Raw genomic sequence first — 16,861 nt, forward strand, 5'->3', positions numbered from 1 at the left:
CTTATCCTAATTAAAATCTAAAATGTGAGAATGCTTTGTTTGCTTCAGCCATTTTGTGAGTATCCATTCTCTTTTTAACAGCAGCACCTTCTTCTTTAGCAGCAGCTAAAATTTCAGAAGCTAGTTTTTGAGCCATAGATTTCTCGTTTCTTCTACGAGCATAAAGAAGCATCCACTTCATTGCCATAGAAATTTTTCTATCTGGTCTGATTTGCATCGGAATTTGGAATGTAGCTCCACCCACTCTACGACTACGTACTTCTACGTGAGGCATAACGTTAGTTAAAGCATCTTTCCAAACTTCTAAAGATGATTTTTCGTCATTTTGCTTTTTAGCTTCTACGATATCCATTGCATCATAAAATACTTTGAAAGCTGTTGATTTTTTACCATCCCACATCAAGTTGTTCACGAAACGTGTAACTAACTGATCGTTAAATTTAGGATCTGGTAAAAGAGGTCTTTTTTTGGCCTGTCTTTTTCTCATGTCTTTTTCTTAAAAGTTTTTAAATTACTTTTTTGCTTCTTTTGGGCGTTTAGCACCATACTTAGATCTTCTTTGTGTTCTTCCTGCTACACCTGATGTATCAAGCGCACCACGCACAATGTGATATCTAACTCCTGGTAAATCTTTTACCCTTCCGCCTCTCACTAATACTATCGAGTGCTCTTGTAGATTGTGTCCTTCACCTGGGATGTAAGCGTTTACTTCGTTACCATTAGTCAAACGTACACGCGCAACTTTACGCATTGCAGAGTTTGGTTTTTTTGGTGTTGTAGTGTAAACACGAGTACAAACCCCTCTTCTTTGAGGACAAGAATCTAAAGCAACCGATTTACTCTTCTTAGTGATTTGAGTTCTTCCTGTTCTTACTAATTGTTGAATAGTTGGCATAATTAAATACTAAAAATTACTTGTTTATAAAATTCCCGCTTTTTACGGGGTTGCAAATGTAGTAATTATTTTTAATAAAAAAAATGTTAATTGATTAATTTTTTTACGAACTAAATATTTGTTTTTTAGCGGAATAAAGAATAGCCATTCACAACTTTTTGTTTTAACATTCACTTACTAGACAATGGCTATTTCAATACAGTTTGTGAACAAATAAAAAAACACAAGAAAAATGTGATTTTTACGTTATTTTTACAACCAATTCAAAACCTAAATAGCCCTGATAGTAGTGGAAATCCTTTTCTTTTTTTCTTTAAAAAAGAAAAGATTGCAACGAATAGCAGGAAATACATAACCTGAAAAATCCCGAGCCATTAGCTCCTAACTTTAAAAATAGTGAAGCACTTTTTGCATTTATTTTTGTTAATTAACCTAAGTTGTTTTGGGCAAAATTTTCATTTAGAAATAGCTGGAAATAACAAAAACGAAACAAAAATTATTGACTCGATTGGCTACAAAAAGAAACTTAAGGAAGAAAAATTAATTATAAACGAGCTTGAAAACCTAACAAAAGAATTACAACAAATTGGTTTTATTGAAAATAGAATTAGCAGCCAAAGCAAATTAAATGATTCGATAAATGTTGTAAAATACAATCTTGGAAAAAGAACAGATTTTATACACATATATATAGGTAAAGATGATGCGTTAAGAAAACTTATTTTTGAAAAAGAAAAAGACACCATAATTATTCCTTTCACTAAAACAGAACTTTTTTTAAAAGAATCAATTTCAAAACTTGAAAAAAAAGGCTATTCGCTTGCTAAATTACAGTTGGTTAATTTTAGAAAAAGTGACTCCAACCTTATTTGTGATTTGGTAACAAAAACAGACAAGGTCAGAAAACTTGATGAAATTGTGATTAAAGGTTTTGAAAAATTTCCGATTGGTTTTAAAAAAAATATCGAACGAAATTACAAAAAGAAAGCTTTTAACCAAGAACATGTAAAAAAGATAAATAGTGATTTTGACAAAATCAGATTTGTCAAACAATTGAAGTATCCCGAAATATTGTTTACAAAAGACTCAACCAAAGTTTTTGTTTATTTAGATAAAAGCAACTCAAATACCTTTGATGGTTTTATTGGATTTGGCAACAATGAGGAAAATAAAATTAAATTTAACGGTTATCTAGATTTGAATTTAGTGAACCTATTAAAATCAGGTGAAACTTTTATGTTAAATTGGAAAAGTGATGGAAATAACCAAAAGACATTTAATGCTTCACTAGAGCTTCCATACATTTTTAAAAGTCCATTAGGGATAAAAGGGCAATTGAATATCTTTAAACAAGACAGCACATTTCAAAACACGAAAACTGCTATTGATCTTGGTTATTACTTTTCTTCAAATTCAAAATTATTTTTGGGCTATCAATCATCTGAATCAAATGATATTCAGAATGCAAATTCGAGTTTGTTGAATGATTTTAACAATTCGTTTTTCACAACTAATTATGATTTTTCAAAAACAACACCAAGAGACAATTACGACGCACTTCTATTTCCTGAAAAAACTAAAATTTGGATAAAAACTGGATTTGGGAATAGAGCAACTCTAAACAGCACAGAAAAACAATTTTTTACCGAAATAAATTTGAAAAACAACTTTTATTTAAATGAGAGAAACAGCATCAGCATAAAAAGCCAAAATTTCTTTTTGCAAAGCGATAACTATATAATTAACGAACTTTATCGTTTTGGCGGAGTAAATTCAATTAGAGGGTTTAATGAAAATAGTCTTCAAGGTAGTTTTTTTAGTTCAATTTTGACAGAATATAGATATACTATTAGCCAAAGTCTTTACACTCATTCTGTCATTGACTACGGTTATTACCAAGATAAAACATCAAAAACTAATGGAAACCTGTACGGATTAGGTTTTGGAATAGGATTATTGACCAAAAACGGCTTATTCAATCTGCTTTACGCAAATGGAAGTTCAGACAACCAAGCTATAAAACTCTCAAATTCAGTAATTCACATAAGTCTAAAAACGAATTTTTAAAGAATTTGTGTTAAATATTAAATTTAAGTTAATAAAAGTTTGGAATGTTAACGAATAATTAAGACTTTTGATGCAAACTAATTCAAAATAATAGAATATGAAACTAAAGTTTAATGGATTCTTAGCAATGTTCTTATTGCTAATGGCGCAACTAACGTTCGCGCAAGACAAATCGGTTAGCGGAACAGTAACAGACCAGAGTGGTTTGCCGTTGCCAGGAGTTAATGTCCTTGTAAAAGGAAGTCAAAATGGTACACAAACCGATTTTGATGGTAAATTTAAAGTAGCTGCAACACAAGGTCAGACTTTAGTGTTCAGTTTTACTGGTATGAAAACAACCGAAGCTAAGGCATCTAACGGAATGAAAGTTAAGATGGCTGATGATTCTGTTGTACTAGAAGGTGTTGTAGTAACGGCTTTTGGAATCAAAAGAAAGCCAAGTGATTTAGGTTACTCTGTTAGTTCTGTTAAAGCTGCAGATATTACCGAAAATACTGAGCCAGACTTAGTAAGATCTTTATCTGGAAAAGTAGCGGGTGTTAATGTGAACTTTTCAACTGGTGTTGCTGGTGCTGCAAACCAAATAGTAATTAGAGGTGTTAGTTCTTTAACTGGGAACACTCAACCACTTGTAATTGTTGACGGTATATCATACAGCACAAATGAAATTACTACTTCTAGTCAAATTACAGGTGGTGGTGGTTATGAATCTGCGCTTTCAACATTAGACCCTAATGATATTGAAAGTGTTAACGTCCTAAAAAGTGCAGCATCTGCAGCTCTTTATGGCTCAAGAGCAGCAAATGGAGTAATAGTTATCACAACAAAGTCAGGCTCAGGAAAATCTAAAAAAGCTCAGAAACTGAATGTTACAGTTGGATCAGGAGTATATTTTGAAAACATAGCTAATTTACCAGAGTTCCAAAACACATATGGAGCTGGATCAAACTTTATCTACGCTAACGCAAATGGATCATGGGGACCAAGATTTGATACTCCAAATCCTACACTAGGAGTGGCTTTAGATGGTACAATTCCAACATGGGCTCCTATTTTAGCTGCATTCCCTGAAATTGGACCTAGAGTAAAATATGAAGCTAAACCAAATAACGTAAAAGACCTTTTCAGAACAGGAACCGTTATTGATAAAACTATAGGATTTAATTATTCAGGACAAGATGGTAATTTTAGTGGAACCTTGTCTGATTTAAGACAAGATGGATATATCCCATTTAACACTTATGACAGAACTTCTATGTCAGTTGGCGGTAACTTTAAATTAAATAAAAAGTTAACTATGGGTGGTAATATGTCTTATTCAAGAACAAAACAAATCGGTGGTTTCTTTGGTGAAAATCAATTCAATGGCTCTTCATCATCATTTGCAAGAACATTATTTTTAGCTCGTAACTGGGATTTAAACTTACCTTATGTAAACCCTGTAACGGGAGGGTCAGTAACCCCAAACGGGACGCAATTCGACCATCCTTTATGGTCTTGGGAAAATGACCAAATTATTACAAACACTAACAGAACTGTTGCTGGATTGAATCTAAACTATTTATTCAATGATAATATTTCTGCAACTTATAGATTAGGTTTAAACAGATACAACCTTAGCAGAAATGAAATTAGAGATAAAGTTTCAAGAGCATCAAATGGTTTAGGAAATATTAGAAATGATGTATTTATAAATGAGGATATTGAATCTACATTATTGTTTAATTTCAATTACAAGTTATCAGAATCATTTGGATTAGAAGCAATTTTAGGAAATAATATATTACAAAATAATAACTCGCAAGTAACAAATGAAGGTAGAGAAATAGTTTTACCAGAAATTTTTACTCTTAACAATACTAAAACTGTTGTTAATTTATTAGACGAAAGATTTCAGAAAAGAAACGTCGGAGTTTTTGCTGATGCAACTTTAGCATACAAAAACTTCTTATTTCTAAATGCTACAGGAAGAAATGACTGGTCTTCTTCGCTGCCAAAATCTAACAATTCATACTTTTACCCAGCAATTAGCGCTTCTTTTGTATTAACTGAAGCATTAAAAACCAACAGTGATATACTAACTTATGCAAAATTCAGAGGTAGCTATGCTAAGATTGGAAGAGATGCTGAATCTGAATTTACAAGAAGAAGTTTTATTTTAGGCACAGCTTTCAATAATCAGTCAACTATTGGAAACAGTTCTTTTCTTGCTGACCCAAATGTTGAGCCTGAATTCTCAACAGAAACTGAGTTTGGAACAGAACTTGAGTTTTTTAACAAAAGAATTGGAGTTGATTTAACTCTTTACAACAGAAAGACTACTAATTTAATTACAGAATTACCAACACCATCAAGCTCAGGGTTTGAAAACCTTAACACAAATGCAGGGGAAATGGAAAATAAAGGTATTGAATTAGCATTAACACTTATTCCAATAAAAACCAAAGACTTAAAATGGACTGTTACAACAATTTTCAGCAAAAATAAGAATAAGGTTTTAACTGTTGGAGATGGAGTTGAAAGAAGACAATTAGACCCAAATGCAGTAGCATATGCAATTCCTGGCGAAGCTTTTGGTGTATTTTATGGTACAAAATTCGCAAGAGATGCAAATGGAAACTATTTAATAAATCCTTCTGGAGGTGGAATTATTCAATCACCAGAACTTGGTATAATTGGAGATCCAAATGCTGATTTCAAAGTGAGTTTCACAAATGCTTTAGCATACAAAGGATTTACATTAAGATCTCAATTTGATTGGAAGCAAGGTGGTGATGTAAGTTCATCTACTATAAGCACCTTGTTAGGAAGAGGAGTTACTAAAGATACTGAAGATAGAGAAAAAACATTTATTATCCCAGGATTTTATGGTAACAATGACGGAACACCAATTTTGGATGCTAATAACAATCAAATACCTAACACAACACAATTGAGCATGAACGAGTTATACTTCTCTCCTGCAGGTGGTAATACATTTGGAATTAATAGTGTTGATGAGGCAGAAGTATATGACGGAACAGTTTTTAGATTAAGAGAGATAAGCCTTACTTATGATTTACCTGCTAAATTTTTAGAAAAATCTCCTTTTGGTCAAGTTAGTTTAAGCGTTATGGGAAATAATCTTTGGTATTTTGCACCTAATGTTCCTAAATATACGAATTTTGATCCAGATACAACAAGTTACGGAGGAACTTTTTTACAAGGTATTGAAACTTCTGCAGCACCAACTGCAAAACGTTTTGGTTTTAAAATCAATTTAACCTTTTAATTAAAAAATAAAAAAAATGAAATTACAAAATAATATAAACATGATAAAGTCATTTGCATTAGTAGCATTATCGAGTGCTATGATTGCAGGGTGTAGTGACTATTTAGATGTAGATAAGGATACTGATTACCCTACTACTGCTCCTCTAAACTTACTTTTAACTAACACACAAGTAAGTTTGTCAAGTGTAACAGATTTTAATGTAAATGGTGGTCAAATACTAGCGGTTTACACTCATCAGATGACCACAAGAGAAGATCCAGATCAGTATGGTGCAAAAGTTGATGACATTTCAATGAATAATGATTGGGATAATGTATATTTAACATTAACAGATATTGAATCACTAATAAAGCAATCTACTGAATCAGGTGATTTAGTATATGCTGGTATTGGCAAAATACAAAAAGCATATTTAATGTCTTTAGCTGTCGATTTATGGGGGGATGTTCCTTTTTCACAATCAACACAATTAGAGGCTGGAATAATAGCTCCTAAATTTGACAATCAAGAAGATATTTATGATGCCGTTTTTGATTTAATTGATGCTGGTAAAGCAGATGTTCTAACAAATGCAGGTACAAAAAAACCAGCTGCAGACGATTTGTTTTATGCAGGGAACAAAGATAAATGGGTAAGATTTGCTAACACTCTAAAATTGAAACTTTATAATCAAACAAGACTGGCAACAAACTTTGATCAAGCTGGTTTTGATGCATTAATTACAGAAAATAACTTTTTTCAAAGTAATGCAGATGATTTTGAATTTAAACACTTTAACGTAGTTGCTCCGACTGCTGAAAGAAATCGTTTATTTAGAGATTCATATGAGAGTACACAATTTGGTGCCTATCAAAGTCCATGGTTTTATGAAGTAATGAAAGGTATGAATCCAAATATTCATAATGGCAATGCTGATCCAAGATTAAATTATTATTTCTATAATCAGTTAAAACCAAATCAATTTCCCCCAGACCAAGGAGTAACAGCAACAGGTAACCCAGGAGCTGATTATTGGGATAAATCTACTGGTTTTTTCAGTATCAGATTTGGTAGCACTGGACCAGATAGAGATAAGAGCGCTGAAAACTCATATACTTATCCTGGTATTTTCCAATGTGGCGGAAGATATAATGATGGTTTAGGTGGTTCTGTCGCAACTTTTAATTCAACAACATTCTTCCAAGGTAAAGGCATTGCTCCAAAAAGAATTTTAACTTATGATGAGTTTTTATATATTCAAGCTGAACTTATAGAAGTAGGTAAATTAACAGGAAGTGCATCTGCAAAATTACAAGCTGCTATGGTTGCAAGTTTTGCAAAAGTTGACCAAGTTGTTGCAAATAGTGGAACTACTCAAGTAGTACCTGTTTTATCAGGAACACCAGCAGTTAATACATTTATAGCGAATGTTATTGCTGAATACAATGCTGCCGTTGGACCAAAAAAACTTGAAGTGATTATGACACAAAAATGGGTTGCAACTGCTGGAGATCCAACAGATCAATATTCAGATTACAGAAGAACTGGTTTCCCAGTTTTGGCAAATCCTCTTAGCACAACACAAGAATATCAATTAAATAATGGTGATGCGTTTCCATTAAACGATGCTCAAACTGTATTAAATAACCCATATCAAGTATCATTATTCTGGCCACAATCAGAATTGAACTCGAATGCAAGTGCTCCTGGTCAAAAAAATCCAGCAACATATAAAATCTTTTGGGATAATTAATTTTAAAATTTAAAGAAATGAAAAAAATAAAATTTTTAATAGCAACTTTAATTGTAGTTTTCTACTCTTGTGAAAAAGACGGTGGAGATTCTGCAATAGAGTTTCAAAATGGTGCAACACCAAATATAACCAAAACAGCTGGTACCGATCAAGGAATTAATTTATTGGCTCTTAATTCGGGAGGTGATCTTAATATTGGTTTAACAGTAGGCGTCGGAATGGGTGATGTTGCTTCGATGGATATAATAGGTTTTTATACCAAAGGAACTACCAAAGAAAGAGGTGTTCTAAAAACAGGAATTACATCTTTCCCTTCTCAAATAGTAATAACTAAAGCTGATTTGTATAACGCTTTCACAAGTGTTAATTCGGCAAGTGATGTTAGTCTAACAGATAAATTATTAATTACTGCTGAAATTACTTTAAAAAATGGAACAGTAGTTAAAATTTACAGAGATAACGGAGATAGAAATTTCGGAGCTGATATATCAAATTCTGCAATGTTTAAGGTTTTTCAAGAATATATTGTATCTTGTCCACTAAATGATGCTTCATTGTTTAATGGTAACTATACTGTTGTTGATGATCAATGGGCTGATTATGCAGCTGGAGATACAGTACCCGTTTCATATGTTCCTTCAGACGGAACATTTAAGTTTAGAATTTTAAATACATCAAATCCATATTTAGTAAATACCAGTTCATATTATCTTGTAACTATCAACCCAACAAACAACTCAGTTTCTTTGGTCTCTAATGAACCTCTAAATTACGGTGGTGGGTTTATTGTTAACGCAACTGGGAATGGAACAGTTGGTTCTTGTACGGGAGATATAAATTTAAAAGTTAGCTATAGTGGATCTTCACAAAATCAAACATTTAATTTAATTAAACAATAATAATTTAATTCTATTCACAAAACCACCAGCCAAAAACTGGTGGTTTTTTTATATCTTTGCGCCATGGAAAAAGAAAATCAAATATTTGGTATTAGAGCGATTATTGAAGCAATTCAGTCAGGTGCAACTGTGGATAAAGTTTATATTCAAAAAGAAGCTTCGGGCGAATTGATGAAAGATTTGATGAAAGTCATGAAACGAAATGACATCAACTTTTCCTATGTACCAGTTGAAAAACTAAATCGACTTACTCCAAATAACCATCAAGGTGCAGTGGCAACCGTCTCTCCTATTGGTTTCTTCGACTTAGAAACTTTAATTGATGATACGCTAACTGCTAATAAAGTTCCTTTATTCTTAATCTTAGATCAAATTTCAGATGCAAGAAACTTTGGCGCTATTATCAGAACTGCTGAATGCACAGGCGTAAATGGAATTATTGTCCAAAAGTCAGGCTCTGCTCCTGTTAATGGAGATACTGTAAAGACTTCTGCTGGTGCGGTTTTCAATGTGCCTATTTGCAAAGTTGAGCATATCAAAGATGCAATTTACTTATTGCAAGCAAGCGGAATCAAAACTGTTGCCGCTACCGAAAAAACAGACCACAACATTTATGATGTAGCCTTAAATTCGCCAGTTGCTATCATTATGGGAAGCGAAGATAGAGGTGTAAACCCATCAGTGCTAAAAATAGTCGATGAGAAAGCCAAACTTCCTATGTTTGGAACAATCGGCTCATTAAATGTTTCTGTGGCTTGTGGCGCGTTTTTATATGAAGCTGTAAGACAAAGAAGTTAGTTATCTATTCAGAATCTTTTTCTTTAAAAGTATAAATAATTTTCACTTCAGAATTTGAAGTGTTCGTCTCTTCCATTTCTTCAATTTCCACTTCTATTGGTTTATTGACAAAATTTCCGTTTTCGTCAAATCGTTCCAAAAACTTATCACCATCTGGATCAAAATTGGGTTGTTGCCAATCATATTGCAATGCTTTTTTATAATCAGGTGTTTTGAAACGTACAGCAAAAACAAATCCTGTTAGGAGTCCAGCCAAATGACCTTCCCACGAAATTGAGTTTTCAATATCCGGAAAAACATACCAAAACATACCGCCATAAACCGAAATAATCGTTAGCGACAAAGCCACCAATCGGTAATATTGGCTCATCAATCCTTTGAAGAAAATAAAGCTAAAAATCACATAAATCAATCCGCTTGCTCCAATGTGATACGATTCGCGACCAATCAACCAAGTGATAATTCCCGAAAGAAGCACTCCGTAAAACAGCACTTTCAACGAAACTTCTCTGTAAAAAAAGATTAAAGCTGCAGTAAAAATAAATAGCGAAATAGTATTATTCGCCAAATGGTTCAAGTTACCATGCAAAAACGGACTACAAACCACACCTATCAAACCCGAAAAAGTTCTCGGATAAATACCAAGTTGCGTCAAATGCAAATTAAAAGAATCATCGATATAAAAAACCGACCACATCAGCAAAATCAACAGCGTTGGAACAATCCAAACAGAAGGCGAATATTTAAAATAGTTTTCGTGCATTTTTACAAATAGTCAAAAATACAGCCAAAAATAAAAAACTGCTATTTTGTCATAACTAGAAACGAATGGCTTGGGCATTTTAGCAATCCCTATTCCTGCTATCCGCTCCGCCGCGGCGGATTGCTCCTATCAGGGTTAGTTAGGTTTTGTATTGAATAAAGTCAGAATTTCAAAAAAAGCTCTTTTGAAAACAACTGCCCTAGCCCTGATTGCAATGGAAATCCTTTTATTTTTTTCTTTAAAAAATAAAAGATTGCAATGGAAAGCAGGAAATAGCTCCTTAAAAAAGTCATCAGTTAGCAGTTACTGAATACTGAGACTGAGACTGCAAACTAATAATTCAAAAGTTCTTCCATTTTCAAACGCACTTTATCCACATTAGGAATCATGGTAAACTCCAACGTGCTGTTTAAAGGAATCGCAGGCATATTTTCTGAACCGATTACCATTACTGGAGCATCAAGATATTTGAAACAATTTTCTTGAATCAATCCGGCCAAACTTCTTGCAAAGGAATTGTTGGTTGGTTCTTCAGTTACGACAAGACATTTCTTGGCTTTTTTAACCGATTTAAAGATAGTTTCTTCATCAAGCGGATACAAGGTTCGCAAATCAATAATTTCGACTTGATTTTTCATTGTTGCAGAAGCATTCAAAGCCCAATGAACGCCCATTCCGTATGTGATAACGGTTATGGTTTCATCGGTTTCTTGTTCCCAAATTTCTTGAACAATATTCGCTTTTCCGAAAGGTAATATATAATCTTCGCTTGGTTCGTTGACTCTGGCGGCATCGGTGCCTTTTACTTTGCTCCAGTACAAACCTTTATGTTCCAAAATCACCACTGGATTTGGATCGTAATAAGCTGCTTTCAAAAGTCCTTTTAAGTCGGCACCATTGCTTGGATAGGCAATTTTTATTCCGCGAATATTAGTCAGAACACTTTCTACAGACGACGAATGATAAGGTCCACCACTTCCATAAGCACCAATTGGAACACGCAAAATCATACTCACTGGCCATTTTCCGTTGGATAAATAACACGAGCGACTGACTTCGGTAAACAATTGGTTCAATCCTGGCCAAATGTAATCGGCAAACTGAACCTCAACAATCGGTTTCAATCCAACAGCCGACATTCCAACCGTAGAACCGACGATAAATGCTTCTTGTATTGGCGTATTAAAAACGCGTTCGTCTCCAAATTTTTGAGCCAAGGTTGCCGCTTCACGAAAAACACCGCCTAATCGTCCACCAACGTCTTGTCCGTAAAGCAAACATTCTTGGTGTTTTTTCATTAATTCTTCTACTGCAAACAGCGCACAATCCACCATTACAACTTTATCTTCACGATCTGGATTTCGTTCGCCTACTTCTTCTGTGATTGGTGTTGGAGCAAAATCGTGTGTAAATAAATCTTCTGGCGTTGGATCTTCTGCTAATTTTGCCTTATCAAAGTCGGCTTGCACTTTGGCTACAGCCGTGTTTTCTATAGTTTGAATCTCTTCATTTGTAAATCCAGCTTCCAATAATTGTTTTATCAAAACAGGAAAAGGATCACGCGATTGCGCTTCTTCCAAATCGTCTCGATACCATTCCATTCGAACACCCGAAGTATGGTGATTCAATAAAGGAACTTTTGCGTGAACCAAAAACGGACGACGTTCATCACGAATTGTTTTCACTACTTTTTGAACCGCTAAATAACTTTCGGTAAAATTGGCTCCGTCAATCGAAATGGCTTCAATTCCGTGGAATCCTTTGGCGTATTCAAACGCATTTTGAGCACGAGTTTCGGCAGCATTTGCAGAAATATCCCAACCGTTATCTTGTACTAAATACAAAATCGGAAGTTGTTTTAAAGCTGCCATTTGTAATGCTTCGGCGATTTCTCCTTCGGTTACGGAAGCATCGCCAAGAGAACAAACAACGAATGGTTTTTCTTGATTAGTTTCTTGAATTCCTATATTTTCTTTGTACCAAAAACCCATCGCTGCACCAGTAGCCGGAATAGCTTGCATTCCAGTTGCTGATGATTGATGTGGAATTTTAGGTTTATCAACATCTTTCAAACTCGGATGACAATAATAAGTTCTTCCGCCTGAAAACGGATCGTCTTTTTTTGCCATCAATTGCAACATCAAGTCGTAAGGTTGCATTCCGATTCCCAGCATCATAGCGTCATCACGATAATACGGAAACGCATAATCTTGTGGCAAAAGTTGCATCGCCATCGCAATTTGAATCGCTTCGTGTCCGCGTGAAGTTGCATGCACGTATTTAGAAACTATTTTGAAATTATCTTCATACAAGGTCGCCATGGCTTTGGCAGTTGCCATTGTTGAAAATGCTTTTTCTAGTACTTTTTTATCTAACATTTATTTTGAAATTTAACCACAAAGCTCACAAGGAAAGCGCGAAGCTCACTATTTAATTAACTTTGTGTTCATTGTGCCTTCTTAGTATCTTAGTGGTTTAGAATTTATTTCGCTTCTACAATCCACCCAAATTCGTCTTTGATATCTTGAACTTTTATCGCATTTAAAGTGTCATTTACCATTACAGAAACTGGATTTTCTTCTGGAAATTTAATTGATAAATCGTTGTTCCCAATTTCTTCTACCATTGCAATTCCAACTGCTGTTCCTGTTCCGAAAGCTTCTTCTAAAGTTCCGTTTTTTGATGCTTCGATAATTTCTGAAATGGTTATTGGTCTTTCGGTTACTTCAAATCCTTTGCTTCTTAATAAATCGATTACACTCATACGGGTAATTCCAGATAAGATAGAACCTGTTAAACTTGGCGTGATAAATTTTCCATCAATTTTGAAGAAAATATTCATCGTTCCAACTTCTTGAATGTATTCAAAATCTTGTGCGTCTAACCATAATACTTGATCAAAACCTTTAGCTTTCGCATATTCTGTTGGACGTATTGCTGCTGCATAATTTCCGGCTGCTTTAGCTTCTCCAGTTCCGCCATTTACGGCACGAACATATTTTTTTTCTGCGTATAATTTGATTTTTCTACTAAAAAATGGTCCAGCTGGAGATGCCATTACGATGAATTTGAAACTCGTTGCTGCGCGCATTCCGATGAAAGCTTCATCAGCATACATAAACGGACGCAAATACAAAGCGCTTCCTGTAGAAGTTGGAATCCAATTTTTTTCTAAAGCGGTGAATTGTTTTAATGCTTCCACAAATAAATCTTCAGGAAATGAAGGCATTCCCATTCTATCAGCACTAAAATTCATTCGCTTTGCATTTTCATAAGGGCGAAATAATAATGGAGTCCCGTCTTTTCCTAAAGTCGCTTTCATTCCTTCAAAAATAGCTTGTCCGTAATGTAAAGCCATCGCTGCAGGATGAGTTGGAATCAATGCCAAAGGTTCAATTCTTGGATTGCTCCATTCTCCATTTTCATAATCGCATATGAACATGTGATCAGTGAAATTGGTTCCCATTGTGATGTTTTCAAGATTTACTTCTGAAACTCTTGATTGTGAAACTTTAGTTGTTTTTATTGCTTGTGTCATTACTGTTTCCATAATGTTATATTGTTGTGTTTGCGTCAAATTGTTCTAAGTAATCGCCTACTTTTCGTAAGAATGAACCTCCTAAAAATCCGTCCACTACTCTATGGTCGAAGGATAAAGAAAGATACATCATACTTCTGATTGCGATTTCGTCACCTTTTTCTGTTGTGATAACTTCGGGACGTTTTTTTATTATTCCCAATGCTAAAATGGCTACTTCAGGTTGGTTGATAATTGGTGTTCCCATCAAACTTCCAAAAGTTCCTACGTTAGAAATCGTAAACGTACTTCCTTGAATTTGTTCGGGTTTTAGTTTGTTATTTCTAGAAGCTTCCGCCAAAGTATTTACATCTTTTGCTAAAGCGACTAAATCTTTTTCATTGGCATTTTTTACCACCGGAACGATTAAATTTCCTGATGGTAATGCGGTTGCCATTCCGATATTGATATCGTTGTGAACTATAATATTTTTCTCATCTACCGAAACATTAATCATTGGAAAATCGGCTACAGCTTTTGCTACAGCTTGAACGAATACTGGCGTAAACGTTAATTTTTCGTTGTGCTTTTCTTGGAATTTGTCTTTGTTTTCGTTTCTCCAATTTACCAAATTCGTGACATCTACTTCAATGTAAGAAGTTACGTGAGGCGACGTTTGCTTAGAATACACCATATGATCAGCAATCATCTTGCGCATTCTGTCCATTTCTACAATGCGATCTTTTCCTTCTACGAAATTGATTTTAGGTTTTGGAAAGGAAGAAGGTTCCGAGTTTCGAGTTTCGGGTTTCGGGTTACTTTTCAAAGGATATTTACGGTTCTTCAAATAGTTGAAAACATCACTTTTTTGCAAACGTCCATCGGTTCCTGAACCTGGAATGGTTTGTAATTCTTCTATTGAAAGATTTTCTTTTTGTGCTATTGAAATTATTAATGGTGATATGAAAGCGTTTGGATTGGTTGTCAGTTTTCGGTTTTCAGTTTTCGGTTGAGATACTTCAACTTTATTTGGTAAAACAACTTCCGATTTCTGATCTTTTTCTGCTGACTGCAAACTGCTATCTGCTATCTGCTGACTTGAATCTATTAATGCCAAAACGGTTCCAACCTCAACGACATCATCTTTTTGAAAACGAATTTCCGTGATTACTCCCGAAACTGGCGCATGCACATCACTATCGACTTTATCGGTAGCGACTTCTAGAATGGTTTCTTCGGCTTCCACAAAATCACCCACGTTTTTCAACCAAATGATTATTGTTGCCTCGGTTATACTTTCACCCATTTTGGGCATTTTGAATTCTGATATTGCCATTTTTATATTTTGTTGTACAGACAACGCAGTGCGTTGTCTCTACGATTTTTTAAATTCTTCTAATGTTTTATAAAACGCTTCTTGCGATGGTCGATTGGCTGGAATTTCTCGCAATGGTTCAACGGCTTTTAATGTTTCGTAACATTCTTTTGGCAATTGCTGATACAAAGCGGTTCCTTTGGTTTTCCAATCAATCATTTCATCGGAAACATCTTTTATAATTGTTGCTGGATTTCCTACTACCATTTTTCGGTTTGGGATTTGCATTCCAGCTTTTATGAAACTTAATGCGCCAATGATACATTCATCGCCAACATTTACGTCATCCATAATTACGGCGTTCATTCCGACAAGGCAATTCGCACCAATATTTGCTCCGTGAATAATCGCTCCGTGACCGATGTGTGCTCCGGCTTTCAATACCATTGACTTTCCTGGAAACATATGAATCGTGCAATTTTCTTGAACATTACAACCGTCTTCAATAATGATTTCGCCCCAATCGCCACGAATAGCCGCGCCTGGACCAACGTAAACGTTTTTTCCAATAATCACATTGCCAGTAACCGCAGCTTGCGGATGGATGAAACTACTTTCGTGTATTACTGGGATGAACCCTTTGAATTCGTATACCATATCTTTAGGTTGTGGGTTGTAGGTTGTGGGTTGTAGGCTTCCTTCTAAGACCTACAACCTAAATCCTACCACCTTATTTAAACTTCTTCAACGTTTCTTTTGTAAAATCAGACAACACTAATCTTCCACTTATTGCTGCTCTTTCGGCTAATAAATTGTCCCAATCTTCTGTTCCTCTCCAAAAAACTTTCTTCATTTCGAGCATTGCTTCTGGATTATACGTGCATAAATGTTCGGCGAATTTTTGAACGGCAATGTCCATTTCTTCTATATTTTCAAATACTTGTGCAAACAAACCTTTTTCTTTAGCCCAATTGGCTTCATAGAAAGAGTTAGCGTCAATAGCAATTTGTGACATTGCTGAAACTCCCATTTTTCTTTCGATGGCTGGTGAAACTACAAATGGTCCGATTCCGACGTTTAATTCTGATAATTTTATTGCTGCAAACTTTGTTGCCATACAATAATCGGTTGATGCTGCTATTCCTACTCCGCCACCAACGGTTTTTCCTTGAATGCGTCCGATTATGAATTTTGGACATTTTCTCATTGCATTGATTACGTTTGCAAATCCTGAGAAAAATACTTTTCCGGTTGCTGCATCGTTGATGGAAATTAGTTCTTGAAAACTGGCTCCGGCGCAGAATGTTCTATCGCCACCACTTTTTAGGATGATTACTTTTACTTCTGAATTATTTCCAACTTCTGTTATTGTGTTGGCTAATTGTGCTAATATATCGCTAGGCAATGAGTTTTGTTCTGGATGAAAAAACTCGATTGTGGCGATGTTGTTTTTTATTTCTTGTTTTACGTATGCTTGTGACATAATTATATTTTTTGAACGCGGATGACACAGATTAAACTGATTTACGCGGATTTTCTTTTTTATTCTATATTCCTAGCCCTGATAGTAGCGGCATCCTTTTTCTTTTTTCTTTAAAAAG

Annotated in this window: 13 protein-coding genes; 5 read left to right on the top strand and 8 right to left on the bottom strand. The window is 34.7% G+C overall.

The genetic code is table 11. The annotated features are described in order from the left end of the window. Positions 1 to 10: 10 nt before the first annotated feature. Positions 11 to 487 carry a 30S ribosomal protein S7 gene (gene rpsG, locus O9267_RS07195; RefSeq protein ID WP_298177601.1) on the bottom strand — a complete coding sequence of 159 codons (477 nt, stop codon included), beginning with the start codon at positions 485 to 487 and terminating at the stop codon, positions 11 to 13. Between the two features lie 24 nt (positions 488 to 511). Then, a complete protein-coding gene (gene rpsL, locus O9267_RS07200; RefSeq protein WP_007136570.1) occupies positions 512 to 895 on the bottom strand; it encodes a 30S ribosomal protein S12 in 384 nt (127 codons plus the stop codon). A 408-nt stretch (positions 896 to 1,303) separates the two neighbouring features. Between rpsL and O9267_RS07205 the strand changes: the two genes are divergently transcribed. From O9267_RS07205 to rlmB, 5 genes are all read left to right on the top strand, one after another. Next, complete coding sequence (locus O9267_RS07205) at positions 1,304 to 2,962, top strand: hypothetical protein (protein WP_298177603.1); 1,659 nt, start codon at positions 1,304 to 1,306, stop codon at positions 2,960 to 2,962. 97 nt (positions 2,963 to 3,059) lie between these two features. Then, entirely contained in the window at positions 3,060 to 6,233 is a 3,174-nt protein-coding gene (locus O9267_RS07210; protein ID WP_298177605.1) for a SusC/RagA family TonB-linked outer membrane protein, read from the top strand. A 16-nt stretch (positions 6,234 to 6,249) separates the two neighbouring features. Then, on the top strand, positions 6,250 to 7,968 hold the full coding sequence (locus O9267_RS07215; RefSeq protein WP_298177607.1) for a SusD/RagB family nutrient-binding outer membrane lipoprotein: 1,719 nt from the start codon (positions 6,250 to 6,252) through the stop codon (positions 7,966 to 7,968). 17 nt (positions 7,969 to 7,985) lie between these two features. Beyond that, on the top strand, positions 7,986 to 8,867 hold the full coding sequence (locus O9267_RS07220) for a hypothetical protein (protein WP_298177609.1): 882 nt from the start codon (positions 7,986 to 7,988) through the stop codon (positions 8,865 to 8,867). Positions 8,868 to 8,930: 63 nt separating this feature from the next. Beyond that, on the top strand, positions 8,931 to 9,665 hold the full coding sequence (rlmB, locus tag O9267_RS07225; protein WP_298177612.1) for a 23S rRNA (guanosine(2251)-2'-O)-methyltransferase RlmB: 735 nt from the start codon (positions 8,931 to 8,933) through the stop codon (positions 9,663 to 9,665). 4 nt (positions 9,666 to 9,669) lie between these two features. Here the strand turns inward: rlmB and O9267_RS07230 are convergent, their stop codons facing one another. The 6 genes from O9267_RS07230 to O9267_RS07255 all read right to left on the bottom strand — a co-directional run bounded on the left by O9267_RS07230 (position 9,670) and on the right by O9267_RS07255 (position 16,743). Next, positions 9,670 to 10,428, bottom strand: a complete 759-nt coding sequence (locus O9267_RS07230) for a rhomboid family intramembrane serine protease (protein ID WP_298177614.1) — start codon at positions 10,426 to 10,428, stop codon at positions 9,670 to 9,672. A 332-nt stretch (positions 10,429 to 10,760) separates the two neighbouring features. Then, positions 10,761 to 12,806: an alpha-ketoacid dehydrogenase subunit alpha/beta gene (locus tag O9267_RS07235; RefSeq protein ID WP_298177616.1), complete on the bottom strand. Its 2,046-nt coding sequence runs from the start codon at positions 12,804 to 12,806 to the stop codon at positions 10,761 to 10,763. A 104-nt stretch (positions 12,807 to 12,910) separates the two neighbouring features. Beyond that, the gene (locus O9267_RS07240; protein WP_298177618.1) at positions 12,911 to 13,978 is read right to left on the bottom strand and encodes a branched-chain amino acid aminotransferase; all 1,068 of its coding nucleotides are present in this window, start codon (positions 13,976 to 13,978) and stop codon (positions 12,911 to 12,913) included. Between the two features lie 4 nt (positions 13,979 to 13,982). After that, complete coding sequence (locus O9267_RS07245) at positions 13,983 to 15,281, bottom strand: dihydrolipoamide acetyltransferase family protein (RefSeq protein WP_298177620.1); 1,299 nt, start codon at positions 15,279 to 15,281, stop codon at positions 13,983 to 13,985. Between the two features lie 39 nt (positions 15,282 to 15,320). Further along, positions 15,321 to 15,917 carry a transferase hexapeptide repeat family protein gene (locus tag O9267_RS07250; protein ID WP_298177622.1) on the bottom strand — a complete coding sequence of 199 codons (597 nt, stop codon included), beginning with the start codon at positions 15,915 to 15,917 and terminating at the stop codon, positions 15,321 to 15,323. 73 nt (positions 15,918 to 15,990) lie between these two features. Next, on the bottom strand, positions 15,991 to 16,743 hold the full coding sequence (locus O9267_RS07255; protein WP_298177624.1) for an enoyl-CoA hydratase/isomerase family protein: 753 nt from the start codon (positions 16,741 to 16,743) through the stop codon (positions 15,991 to 15,993). Positions 16,744 to 16,861: the final 118 nt, after the last annotated feature.

Source organism: Flavobacterium sp. (genome assembly GCF_027531705.1).
In the GTDB taxonomy this organism is placed as follows: domain Bacteria; phylum Bacteroidota; class Bacteroidia; order Flavobacteriales; family Flavobacteriaceae; genus Flavobacterium.

Coding starts and splice junctions, on each gene's coding strand:
- O9267_RS07250 (WP_298177622.1), bottom strand. CDS start 15,917: ATGGTATACGAATTCAAAGGGTTCATCCCAGTAATACACGAAAGTAGT.
- O9267_RS07240 (WP_298177618.1), bottom strand. CDS start 13,978: ATGGAAACAGTAATGACACAAGCAATAAAAACAACTAAAGTTTCACAA.
- O9267_RS07215 (WP_298177607.1), top strand. CDS start 6,250: ATGAAATTACAAAATAATATAAACATGATAAAGTCATTTGCATTAGTA.
- rlmB (WP_298177612.1), top strand. CDS start 8,931: ATGGAAAAAGAAAATCAAATATTTGGTATTAGAGCGATTATTGAAGCA.
- rpsG (WP_298177601.1), bottom strand. CDS start 487: ATGAGAAAAAGACAGGCCAAAAAAAGACCTCTTTTACCAGATCCTAAA.
- O9267_RS07220 (WP_298177609.1), top strand. CDS start 7,986: ATGAAAAAAATAAAATTTTTAATAGCAACTTTAATTGTAGTTTTCTAC.
- O9267_RS07255 (WP_298177624.1), bottom strand. CDS start 16,743: ATGTCACAAGCATACGTAAAACAAGAAATAAAAAACAACATCGCCACA.
- O9267_RS07235 (WP_298177616.1), bottom strand. CDS start 12,806: ATGTTAGATAAAAAAGTACTAGAAAAAGCATTTTCAACAATGGCAACT.
- O9267_RS07245 (WP_298177620.1), bottom strand. CDS start 15,281: ATGGCAATATCAGAATTCAAAATGCCCAAAATGGGTGAAAGTATAACC.
- O9267_RS07210 (WP_298177605.1), top strand. CDS start 3,060: ATGAAACTAAAGTTTAATGGATTCTTAGCAATGTTCTTATTGCTAATG.
- rpsL (WP_007136570.1), bottom strand. CDS start 895: ATGCCAACTATTCAACAATTAGTAAGAACAGGAAGAACTCAAATCACT.
- O9267_RS07230 (WP_298177614.1), bottom strand. CDS start 10,428: ATGCACGAAAACTATTTTAAATATTCGCCTTCTGTTTGGATTGTTCCA.